General features: G+C 34.0%; 7 protein-coding genes. 2 read left to right on the forward strand and 5 right to left on the reverse strand.

Annotated features, from left to right (window positions below; genetic code table 11):
• Both CF599_RS19595 and CF599_RS18635 read left to right on the forward strand, forming a co-directional pair.
• A partial coding sequence (locus tag CF599_RS19595; protein ID WP_121967435.1) for a hypothetical protein occupies positions 1–1,840 on the forward strand: 1,840 nt, incomplete at its 5' end.
• 4 nt (positions 1,841–1,844) lie between these two features.
• Positions 1,845–4,328, forward strand: coding sequence for a hypothetical protein (locus CF599_RS18635; RefSeq protein ID WP_143824837.1), 2,484 nt, complete (start codon positions 1,845–1,847; stop codon positions 4,326–4,328).
• Positions 4,329–5,209: 881 nt separating this feature from the next.
• On the opposite strand, the gene CF599_RS18640 is transcribed toward CF599_RS18635, so the two are convergent.
• From CF599_RS18640 to CF599_RS18660, 5 genes are all read right to left on the reverse strand, one after another.
• Positions 5,210–6,094 carry a hypothetical protein gene (locus tag CF599_RS18640; RefSeq protein ID WP_121967437.1) on the reverse strand — a complete coding sequence of 295 codons (885 nt, stop codon included), beginning with the start codon at positions 6,092–6,094 and terminating at the stop codon, positions 5,210–5,212.
• 515 nt (positions 6,095–6,609) lie between these two features.
• Positions 6,610–8,568: an OmpA family protein gene (locus tag CF599_RS18645; RefSeq protein ID WP_121967438.1), complete on the reverse strand. Its 1,959-nt coding sequence runs from the start codon at positions 8,566–8,568 to the stop codon at positions 6,610–6,612.
• Between the two features lie 23 nt (positions 8,569–8,591).
• Positions 8,592–9,536 (reverse strand): type IX secretion system membrane protein PorP/SprF, encoded by a 945-nt coding sequence (locus tag CF599_RS18650; RefSeq protein WP_121967439.1) that lies wholly within the window; start codon positions 9,534–9,536, stop codon positions 8,592–8,594.
• 8 nt (positions 9,537–9,544) lie between these two features.
• Positions 9,545–10,849 carry a gliding motility-associated C-terminal domain-containing protein gene (locus CF599_RS18655; RefSeq protein WP_121967440.1) on the reverse strand — a complete coding sequence of 435 codons (1,305 nt, stop codon included), beginning with the start codon at positions 10,847–10,849 and terminating at the stop codon, positions 9,545–9,547.
• Between the two features lie 5 nt (positions 10,850–10,854).
• The gene (locus tag CF599_RS18660; protein ID WP_254050366.1) at positions 10,855–12,921 is read right to left on the reverse strand and encodes a hypothetical protein; all 2,067 of its coding nucleotides are present in this window, start codon (positions 12,919–12,921) and stop codon (positions 10,855–10,857) included.
• Between the last annotated feature and the right edge of the window lie 114 nt (positions 12,922–13,035).

Raw genomic sequence — 13,035 nt, forward strand, 5'->3', positions numbered from 1 at the left:
TACTCAGCTTACGAATAAAGAAGAGTTTATAAATAACATCATCAATAAGCTTCAAGGTAAATACGGAAACGTAGGATACGATATAGTTAAGAAAGAATTCTTCTACTATGATGCAGATGATAAACCAGTAACGATAAATTGGTCTGATCTTGATACAACCAACTTCAGCTTTACCATTGGTAAAGACGATACAGGTGTAGAAAGCTTAATCGTTACAGACTCTAAGGATGGTAAGGTATACTTAGCGGTAGCTGATATTGCTAATAACTCTACCTTTATATCGAACCTTACTCAGAACGATGAGTTTATTACTCAGCTTACGAATAAAGAAGAGTTTATAAATAACATCATCAATAAGCTTCAAGGTAAATACGGAAACGTAGGATACGATATAGACAAGAATGAGTTCTTCTACTATGATAAAGCTGGTAGACCTGTAAAAATAGAATGGGAAACTATCGTATCGGAAGCAGAAACATTAACTTCTTTAAAACCATCTAATAAAGACGACAAAGCTTTGTTAGTTTATACAGATGAGGATAAAATAGAGAATTCTGTTGACTTAACTGAAGTTTTAAAGAACAGTACTGTTTTTGAAGATTACTTAAAAAACTATATCTCTAGTATTTCTATTGAAGAAACGATTACTAAGCTTGATAAAATCAAACCTGGTCTGTATGAGTACTTTAATGAAGACGCTATTATTAAAGGTACTGCAGGTATACAAATAACGGTAACACAAGATGTAATTGACACATTCGAAGAGATTACTAAAGATCCAAATGTATTAACTATCATAACTGATATTATCAATAAAACTGCTGGAGATGTAGCTTTGACGAAAGAAGGAGATGATATCATTATCAAAAACAAAGCAGGATTAAAAGTTAACTTAACAAATGAGATCCAGGATAAAGAAACAAAAACTTGGTTAGAACACATCAAAGACAAAAAAGTTGAACAAACACCTAGTGGAGATGTTGAGTACTATGTACACTCTTTAAAATACCATGGTGAAGACTCTACAGACCAGCGAAACAATGAGATTTTAATCTCTGAGTTAATTCAAGGTTCTGAGACAATCACAGAACTAGACTATAATTTACAGACTGGACAATTAATCTATACTGATGAAACTAATACAAAAACTATCATCCCTCTAGATCAATTAGTGAAACAGTTTGAAACAAAAACTGATATAACTATTGATCAAGATGCCAAGAAGCTTATATACAACGCTGAAGGAGGTAGTAAAGAAATTGACTTAGCCCCTATCGTTCAAGAGCCTTGGTTACAATCAGGAACACAGTCTGGTGCTACTAATAGCAATCAAGATATGTACGTTAATGGCTGGGTTGGTATCGGTTATGACAAACCATCTGGAGCTATCAATGAAAAACTAAGAGTTAATGGTAGTATTACTGCTACTAACAGTTACTATGCCGATTACGTATTTGAGAAATATTTCACAGGAGAATCAGCTTTAAAGTATGACTATACATTTAAGGATTTAGCTTCAGTAGAATCTTATATCAAAACAAATAGACACTTACCTGGTATTACTCCCATTTCAGAATTAAGTAAAGTAGAATCTGGTTATAGTTTTAATGTGTCTGAATTATCAATTCAATTATTAGAAAAAACAGAAGAGTTATATCTACACGTAATAGAACAAGCGAATAAGATAGCCGAACTGGAACAACAAAACAGAGAGCTAACCCTTGTACAACAAGAACTAGATCAAGTCAAAAAAGATTCTGATAACAGAAATGAAACATTATTACTTCTATTACAAAAAATAGAAGAATTAGAAACAACAGTAATAGAATTAAAAAAATAGAGATATGAATTTGATATATAAAATAAGTAAACATCTCCTAACAGTAGTGTGTTTAGTTTTTATAACACTGTTGAGTTATGGACAGCGTCCAATGACCAAAATTAAAGACAACTCAATGATAGGTACACCTGAGGTTCCTGAAAGTTCAGTAATTTTGGAACTTGAATCTGCTAATAAAGGATTCTTAGCTCCGAGAATGTCAACTGCACAACGTGACGCTATACCACAAAATCAATTACCTGATGGTCTTCTTATATTTAATACCACAACAGGATGTATTAACTATTGGACTGGACTTCAAGCGACTTGGTTAAGTCTTTGTGGTACACCTCCTCCTGCAGTAGTGGCAATTACTGATTTGCAATGTAATTCTATAAAGACAGAAAAACTTAAACAAGGTACTGCATTAGATTCATCTAATAAATTATTAATTCCCGTGACGGTATCTCAAGCAGGAACGTATGATATATTAGTCAAAACAGATAATGGATACTACTATCACAGTGCTGGGATTTTCCCAAGTACTGGTAATTATGACCTAATTCTTCAAGGAGTCGGATCTCCGATTATAGGGTATAATACTGGTGAACAAGGAGACCCGATGACAGTCACTCTTAATGGTCATAATAGCAGCTGTAAACCATATACTTTCGTTGAGAAAGCAGATGTAGCTTATGAACTAAACTGTGCATCTGTCACTTTAGAGGGAGATTTATTCATTGGTGTGTTATTATCTGATAAGAACAAATTATCTATCGAACTAGATGTTAAAAACACAGGAAACTGGAATATCAGAACAAATACTGTTAATGGAATATCATATTCAGGTAGTGGATCTTTTACTACTACAGGAACTCAAACAATAGAACTAACAGGTAAAGGTACTCCTATTCAAGCTGGGGCAATACAACTCGTGTTAACATCAAACTCAGCAAGTGGCAATACTAACTGTCCAGGAATAGAAGTCATTGTTAAGGATGTTTCTTTAACTATGAACTGTGCAGATATTACTCTTACAGGAACTTATAGAGAAGGAGTTGCTCTAAATGACACAAATTATATTGTCGTTCCCGTTAAAGTACTTGCTCCAGGTAAAACTACTATTTCTACAGATATTGTAAACGGTATGCAATTTACTTCAGGTGAAGTAGTATTAGAATTCAATACAGCTGCAAATAACATCCAGAATGTAGTACTTAAATCAACCTCAATGACTCCTAATGTTGTTGGTGAATATAAGTTTACTATTACAGCTACTAAAGGAGCTCAGGCGACTTGTAATGTAAATGTAAACGTAGTTGCACAAGATGTAGCATATACCTTTATTTGTAATAATATTACTGTTAATGGTAAGTATGCTCCTAAGATAGCAATGGATGCTTCTAATTACGTACAAGTAAGAGTGAACGTTCAATACAAAGGTGATTATGAAATAAAAACTAATGAAGTTAACGGAATATCATTTGAGGCAAAAGGAACATTCACAACAACTGGAGAACAAACAGTTATTCTAAAAGCTAGTGGTACCCCAATCTCTGGAGGAGGACAGAATTTTAAGATAACATCTAACTCCAATTCTGCTACAGGAAATACCACTTGTACTTTCCCTATAACATTCGTTTATAGAACAATGAATGTACTGGTTATTCCTGGTGTTAATGATTATTCTATTATGAGTGGTAATGGTAAACCAGGAGGTGTCTTAATGCGTAACACAGGCAACTTCGGAAACACTGATAACTCAGTAGTTAAAATAGAAAAGTTTAATATGATTGCTAGTGGACTAGGTGATGCAAACTATTTAAGAAACACCATTAATACTCAAAAAATTGATATTGTATGGATCAGTATTAGTGGTGTTAGTAGGGCTCATGAGGATGTATTAACTGAATTTGTCAATGACAAAAAAGGAGTCCTAATTCTTAGCCAAGAAGCAAACTTAGCAGATGTCAGTCACTTAATCGACCGTATAGGTAGCGCTGTTAACAGTTCGACTGCTACAGGTATCACACAAGGGTCAACAGTTTATACACAGTCTAACCTAATCCCTAACACAGATGATATCATCTTGAATGGATCTTTTGGAGACATTAGAAACAAATATCTAGGTAATGATGCTACTAATGGATTCTATTGGTCTCAATTCCCTGCAGATAAATATACTGTATTAGCAACTAAATCTGACAATACAAGTTGGGCATGGTCTTTAAAACATAAAACAAAAGGATTTGTGGTTGTAGGTGACGGTGGTTGGCTACAAGGTTCAGTAGGAACAGTTAGTACCTATACAAATATTCTTCCTACTTTCTGTAGTAGTGCAGGAGTACCACTTACAAGACCTGGTTATATTAAAGCAAATAATGCCAATGAAAAAGTGAATAGTGAAAATGCCTTTTTCTTAGTTAATATGTTTGAATGGGCTATTATGTATTCACAAGAGAATACGAACCAATCATACATAATGACGGGTACACCAAAAACCAATTAAATTAAATTAGATTATAAAACAACTTTAAAAGCGAGGCAGAACTAAGTTCTGTCTCGCTTTTTTTATACCCCCTTTGCAAATTCAGTAAGATAGGTATAAAAAAAATGCTCCCTAATCAGAATTGGAAGCCTGACTAGGGAGCGAGTTATCAAATAACAGATCTTGACAACGGTGCAATATTACTACTTTTACAGTATCTATGCAATGTTTTATGCAAAAAAATCACATATAAATCGAACAAAATATATAAACACCTATAAACGTTTGGTTTAAACTCAATGAATCTCTAAAAAATAATTACTAAAACTGCTATTAAGACTAGCAAAACAGTCTATTATTATGCCAATATTACTGCCATCACATATAGAAAAAGCAAAGACTACCTCTAGAATACAATCTAAACCAATAAAAAAGATCCAAAAACAAAGAAATATGAAGTAACAATAACTACGCTATTCTTTCCCAATAGGAATTGATCAGATTATATAATTACAAAATGATCGCTTATAGAAGTAACCAACTAAAGATGGTGAATTAAGAATACTCCAGCAGATAATAAGGAGCCATTATCACGCCTAAAAAAAGTAGGTATAAAAAAAATGCTCCCTAATCAGAATTGGAAGCCTGACTAGGGAGCGAGTTATCAAATAACAGATCTTGACAACAGTGCAATATTACTACTTTTACAGTAAACATGCACTATCTAAGCAATATTTTTTACAAAAAAAGCACAAATAATTTCAAGCGATTAATTACAAGCATTTTACAAAACAAAAAAAGAGCACTAATATCTCTATCAATGCTCTTCTTCTTATATTTTAGACACATTCCCTCCTATCATTAGGACTAAAAACGTCAGGTAAACGTCGTATCCTCTTATTTTATGAAGTAAAACCTAATTGGTATAGGCTATCCTGTTGTACTAATTCTCCATTACTTTTGTACACACTAGTCATATCTGTAGCCTTATCTAACACCTCATAGAAGTCAAGTTTCCCCTCTTTATAGTAATAGAAGTACTCATCCTCTTCTCCTATACAGGTTTTATCCGTTATCAGGCCATCTTGATAAGTAAGTGAGCATCTATATCCTTTCTCACTATAAAACTCTTCTGTTAGCACTCCATTGTTATCAAAGAATTGTGTGCGTTCATTTAATGTATCTTGTATCTTCTGTATATTACCATTGCGGTAATACACCTTGTGTGTAAGATTAATGTTGTCCTCTATGCTTTCTACCGCCTCATTATCATAATAAGTATAAAAGATAGCATTAGCATCTACATCTAGATCAAAGTTAATCACCTGCTTACGCACAAGCTTCCCTTCTTCAAATCCCTCTACTGTAAAAATAGAATCTTCTAAAGAGAACCTAGAGACTACTTCCTCTGCTTCAGTAATCGTTCCATTTACAGCCCTTCCTTTGACAAAGTTAAGATCAAACAAACTATCGTTACCTTTGCTCTTTAATCGACATGCTCCATCTAAGAGTCCTTTTTCTCCTACTAAAAACTCTCCATGAAAAAAACTATTATCAATTACATACCCACCCTTAGCTAGAATTACTTCTTCTGTCTGGGTAGCCTTTTCATAATATTCACAAAGCTCTTGTTGAGTAAAGCTTTTACATTCCTCTGAATGAAGTTTTTGGTACAGATCATAGTGTATTAAACGTTGCACTATAATTTCTGTACCGCAATATACTTCATCGATATCGAAGAAGTATGATTGATCTAAAGTTATATATTGTTGTAGATTTTTATTCATAGTAATAATAAAACAATAAATTTAACAAATTGTTTTACGTTGTCATATTCTGTGTATTTTACGGTTCATTCCTTATTTCATCTTACTTCATATGTAAAACATCTACAGTTCAGACAACTAACATATTAACAAAACTAAAACATTTTATTCAATAAATCATATTTATAAGTGATAAATGTCAAAAAATAGGGGTATTTTCTATTTATGGATCCAAAAAAAACTATAAATACCTGTATTTCACAATAACACTCTTTACTTAAAAGCTTAAAAAACACTATTTATACAATACCTCCTAACTAAAACACCTTGGTACACTAAACACACCTACCTTATAATGGAAAATTCCACTAATTAATTATCACCATGTTACTAGATCTCATTGATAGCCTTATCAAAAAAGAAAGCCTCCGTTATGGAGGCTTTCATTGGCTAATACTGTCGTTTTAGATCAACAGCGGATCGGTCGAAAAAAAATTGATTTGTTGTTTATTGAAAATAGTTACAATAGACTGCTGTTATAGTTCTAAAACAATAAACTCACTTCGTCTATTTAACTGATGTTCCTCAATTGTACAGGGTACTGAGTTGCTACACTTATTTAATAGTCTAGTCTCTCCATAACCATCACCTGTTAATCTATTTCTCTCAATTCCTTGAGTAATCATCCACTCTATTGTAGATTTAGCTCTGCGATCTGAAAGCTTAAGGTTGTAGGCATCATTTCCTCTACTATCAGTATGTGAACGCACATCTATCTTCATTGTAGGATATTCTTTTAATACCTCTACCACTTTAATTAACTCTGCTGCTGCATCAGGGCGTATATTAGATTTGTCAAAGTCAAAGTAGATAGGATTAAGTTTTAACTTCTTAAACAAGTCATCATCCTTCTCAATAGGCTCAAATGTTTTTTCAAGTCCTATATCAACTCGTTTTATTCCTTGTTGGCGTTCTACCACAAATACCACTTCTACAGTATTATAATCCTGTTTCTCAGCCTTAATACGGTACTTCCCTCCACAGTCTAAGTACTCTGATAAATAATACCCCTTAGCATCAGTCATAATCGTATCTGATTTTTGATACAAAGCATCAGAGATTACCACCATTGCATTAACAAGTGGCTCTTTTGTATTCTTATCATACACTATACCTTCAAGAGCTTGCTTACAAGGTTTTTCTTTAAAGAAATAGATATCATCTCCTCCACTTGCCCCTGGTCTATTTGAACTTACAAACCCCTTATGAGATTTGCTATCTATATAAACACTAAAATCATCAAATGGACTATTTATAGGCGTCCCCATATTGGCTACCTGTCCTATAGATCCATCTACATTAATTTTAGCCACAAACATATCTAATCCTCCAAGTCCTGGATGTCCATCTGAGGCGAAGAACAAGAAGTTATCCTCTGAAATAAATGGAAATGTTTCACGTCCTGATGTATTAACTTTACTTCCAATATTCTCAACACTTCCGTACTCTCCTGTAGGATAAATAGCTACTCTAAAGATATCTGACTGTCCAAGAGTCCCTTTTCGATCAGATGAAAAATAAAGCCACTTATTATCAGGCGTTAAACTAGGATGAGCAGTATTAAAATAATCCGAGTTAAACGGAAGTTCTAATACTTGTCCCCACATGCCATCCTCTCCTTTAGTGGCTTTATATATCTTTAATAAAGATGATTTGTCTTTATTGTTTCTTCTTTTTCCTTTTTCACTTGAATTATTACGCGTAAAATACATCGTATTGCCATCATTAGTAAACACAGCTGTTGCATCATTAACTTTAGAGCTTATCTCTTTAGCAAGTTGTACTGGTTCTGAGAATGTTCCATCAGCATTTATGTCTGAGCTATAAAGAGCGGTAAAGCTCTCATTAGTCCACTCGTGTATAGACTTATTTACATCTTGATTTCTTGCAGAAGTAAACACAAGCTTATTGTTTAAAATAGTCGCTCCATAATCCGAAAACGCTGTGTTAATACCCAAAGCTTGTATATCATACAAATCCTTTTTGTCTTCTATCTTTTGCAAATAATCTTTGTCTTGTCCAAATAACTGCGCTCGAGAATCTGTACTTTCTAACCTTGAGAACTCTTGCATCATCTGATCTGATTTATCATAGTTCTCTACAGATTTTAGCGTCTGAGCGTAGCGATAGTAATACTCTGATGGGATAGGTTCTTTGCCTTTATCCTCATAACTTCCTTCAAATAACTCTTGATACCACTTATTAGCATCTATTAGTTTTCCATTAAAGTAATACGCATCTGCGAGCTTCTTTAGCATATCTGCATTCGTATATCCCTTACCTGCGATGCGCTCATAGATTTTAATAGCATCTATATATGCTTTAGTCTGATATTCTTTATCTGCTTTTTTCTCTGCTACCCTCTGTGCCTGAGTATTTACTCCTGCTAGTAATAGCATACCAAATAAGCTTATTTTCAATAACTGTTTTTTCATACCTCTCTTTTTTAGCTCAATCCTTAGAAGAATCGAGGTGCATTAATAGTACTACGACGATTAAAGAGTTCGAATCTCAGTAGTATCTCGTGTGATCCTGAATTGTAATGTTTTAAATTAGTAGTATCAAAATCATAAGAATACCCAATAAACATATTCTCATTCACTTGGAATCCTGCTAATGCACTTACTGCTGCATCCCAACGATATGCTGCCCCTAGAGTCACTTTATCATATAATAGGAAGTTAGCCGTTAAATCAACTTGCAAAGGCGCTCCACTTACTGCCTTCACTAAAGCCGCTGGTTTAAATAACACTTTCTCACTAAGGTCAAATACATATCCCCCCATTAAATAGAAGTGTGCTTTCTGACGCATAGTTGCTACCTCTGTTTCTCTGTCATTGTCTTTATATCTATCTGTCGTTAGAAAGTTAGGTACAGATAGACCTAGATATGCTCTATCAGAATACAGATACAATCCAGCTCCTATATTTGGATTAAACTTGTTATTAATATTCTCTTGTGAATTTGGATCTGTTGGATTGTGGATATTAAGTTTCGTGTAATCTACACTTAATAGATTAGCTGTTCCCTTAAGACCAAAAGCCAATTTATAATCCGCATTTAAATCAATAGCATAAGATAAATCCACAGAGATATTATTCTCATCCATCGCGCCGATACGATCATTCGTGAAGTTAACTCCTAGTCCTAATCCACTCTCTCCTAATGGAGTTGATACTGATACATTAGCAGTCTTTGGCGCTCCATCAAGTCCTACCCACTGGGTTCTGTACATACCAAATACGTTTAACGTTCCACGACTACCTGCATAGGCTGGGTTTATCATATTGGTATTATACATATATTGGGTATACTGCGGATCTTGTTGAGCTTGCATAGTTTGGAAACAACCTATTAATAATAGGCTGATTCCAAGTTTTTTTATGTTTTGTTGAATACTCATAAATTCTCTTACTTATTGCTTTCTAAATGTAGATACCCTGATTTTTTTATCATGCGTGAACCTTTAGCATCCTTATACTCATAATTAACAATATAGAAGTAGGTTCCTGTAGGTAACTTCTCATTTTTACTTATAGTTACACGACCATCTGAATATCCTCTAAACACATTACTGGCACTGTCGTAATTCTTCGTATCATATACTTTTACTCCCCAACGGTTGTAAATCTCTACTGTATTATTTGGAAATCTATTGATATTATCAATAATGAAATAGTCATTCTTACCATCTCCATCTGGAGTCACAAGGTTGTAAATAACGATATCTCCTTCTAATAGCAAGTCCGTCTTAATAGTCGCTAGTGTGAAGAATCCATACCCCTTTACACTTGTAGCTGTTGTAATTTCTTTTGCTCCAAGATTAACTACTCCTCCTTCATCTACCCATAGTTGTTGCTTAGCATCCCAACGTACGATGTGTAATTCTTTCTCTGGATTAGTTAAAAGCTCTGCTGGCGTAGTGCGTTCATCCCAACTTAGTGTTAGCATAATATCACCTTTGCTGTTGTCAGTTCCTTTATCTATTGTCCAGTACTCACGCTTGTCGAGTAAATTTATCACTCCTGATATAGCTGGGCGTGCTCTAAAGAAGTTCTTATCATCTAAGTTATACTTTCCTTGGTAAGCATCTTTTACATTCTCAGGGGCAGTGATTCTAGCATAGCGGTAAAGTCCTTTATCTCCTTTGGGATACTGAAACTCCTCGTTACCTATCTTCTCTACATACCCTTCTGCGTGACTTTTATCTGTTGGTTTTAACGCTTTTGCTCCTTGGTGGAAACTTAATGCCCCATAAGGTAAATTAGTCGCTTTATTAACTACAGAATCTACTTTAATAATTCCATCCTTAAAGTCGACGCTACCATGTATGTTTGCTTCATTCTTTAAGTCAAAGGCTACATTAGACTCTGCATTATCTAGTACTACATTATAGAAATCAGATGGCTTATTTCCTGAGATAGTTTGCTTTCCTTTTTGCTGTTCATACTTCGTAAAAACAGCTTTAGATTTGGTAGCATTATCTTTGTGATAATAAAGATTGTCATTATTAAAATTATTGTAATAATAAACAGAACCGTTATTCTCCACTACTCCAAATTCAGAATTGTTAAAGTCGTATAGCGTGGACATTACCCCACCTTCAGCGATAGATAACTTCCCTTTATTTACTAAGACTTGATCTTGTTTTGCCTGTTGTGCCATAAGTGGCACAACAAACAAAAGGGTTCCTAAACAAATAATATTCTTTTTCATAGCAATTATCTTCTTTTAGTTTTAGTAGGAACCATTGGATTAGTAATAATCTTAGGAGCTTTACAATTATCTTGATCTGTAATCACTTCTACTATCGACGAAGACTCACAATCCCCTGTCTTTATTGTCCATTTAAACTTATAATTTCCTGTTGCATCCATCCCTGCTACTATAGCTCGAGGACTAGTGTCATCACTGAATGTTGGCACCATGCCTGCAGGAGCAGATTCTACAGTCCACTTTCCTTGACCTGCTGCACCTGGATCATTTCCTACTAATACCGTTCTTGCTCTACAAAAAACATCCTCTTGATTACTACCTGCATTTGCCCCTATCTGTTCAGAAACAATAACTTTAAAAGTAGTTTCTCTAGAAGCTCCCGAACACTCATACTCTTGTCTAACAAGCCAATCTACATGACTTCCATAGCCTATCGCTTTAATCTTAAAGACATATTCTCCAGCTTTGTTTAAATTACTTATAACTGTAGAAGTACTTTTAAGCGTTCTTTCATTCCATATATCACTTTCAAATTCAGGTTCAGCTGAACCAGTAGGTATTGAAACTACTTCTAACTCATAGTTTCCATAAAAACCTTGGAAATAAGTTTTATTAATGGTTTCTTGAAAAGGTGTAGGTAATATAACATTTGCATTAATGGTTCCTGTACCAGGATAACATACCACTACATCTTCTACTTTTAAGTCTGAACGATTGCCATCTGACACATGAATATAGTAAGTAATTGAAATATAGCACCCCCCGTTACTTATATTTATACTAATTGGGTATGTCCCTGCTTTCCAACCTCCCACAGGTGGAGTAACTGTAAAAAATCTAACTTTTTTACCCGCCTCAAACATTTGTACATTAGGTACAATTCCACCTGGTGTATTCTCACTTCCAACAGATGTAGTCGTTATTGTTGTTAAGGGATCATCTTTTTCATTAAGTGAAAAATACACGTTAATAGGACTATTATCTCCTACTTTTCCACAAAGAAGCTCTCCTCCTGTTCCTCCTCCAGCATAATTCATATATTGTTCAGGATGATCTGCTAATACAAAATTAATTTCACCAGGCTTTACTCCTGTTTTATTAAAAGTAATTATAGGGGTAGTATACTCTCCAATCGCATTTTTTATAGTTAAAGTGAATTTATACACTCCTACATTATCCATTCTAAAATACATTCTTCTCAAGTCTAATAACTTATACTCAAATACACCTGTTCCAGGTTTTTCAATCGTATTTAAAGTTATAGTAGTACCTGATGTAGGACTACCAGCTGCATTTGGTTTATCTGTTGCAAAGGCAGGAGAATTAGTAGGTAAATCAAAAAACATAGTATCATCAACAATACTTTCTCCACACTGTGAGATTTGTTCAGGAACAATTATATGAGGATTAGGAATAAAACGTACTACTATCTCTTTTTCACTTACACAATAAGCATTGTATATAGAAGTAATTTTTAGAATTAATTTATATGCTGGATCAGCGTCATGATCTGATTTTTTAATTAAACTAAAAGTCGGATTAGCAATGTTCTTGTTACTAATATTTGTATTGATATCTGTAGTAGTTGAATATTTCTCATATTGTAAAATATTTACTGCTCTCCATTCTCCTGTAAATCCTTCGGGTATTACACCATTCAAATTAACTGTTCCTACAGATGCAGGAATAGTTAAAATATTGCTCCCTGCACTAAATGATGATATATCTCCAGATGAAGTAATTTGTACCTCAGAATGAGCTGAACCACTGGGATTTACTTTTGTTAACCTAAAAGTATAAACTCCAGGTTTATTCATACCTGTAACACTAGGTTTTAAAATACTTGGATTACTAATCACAGGGTCTGTAGCACCACTAGGTTTACCAACTACTGACCAAGTTAAACCTTTAGTATCTCCCCCTTCTGTACTTCCTTGTAAGGTATATGATGTTCCACAAGTAGTTGAACTTCCTCCTGCATTAACAGATTGACCATAACTAAAAACTGTAGTAATTACTGTAAATACTAGGATGTATAGATACTTATTTATATTTTTTATATAATTCATCATCAGTGTCCGATAAAAACTTTTATCGGAGCTTTTCATATCTATAATATGCTTTAAATCATCCTCTTAACTCGGATAACCGATCTTTACACCTGTAAATAGGTTATCCGAAGAAGG

It is taken from the genome of Myroides sp. N17-2 (assembly GCF_002286775.1).
In the GTDB taxonomy this organism is placed as follows: Bacteria; Bacteroidota; Bacteroidia; order Flavobacteriales; family Flavobacteriaceae; genus Flavobacterium.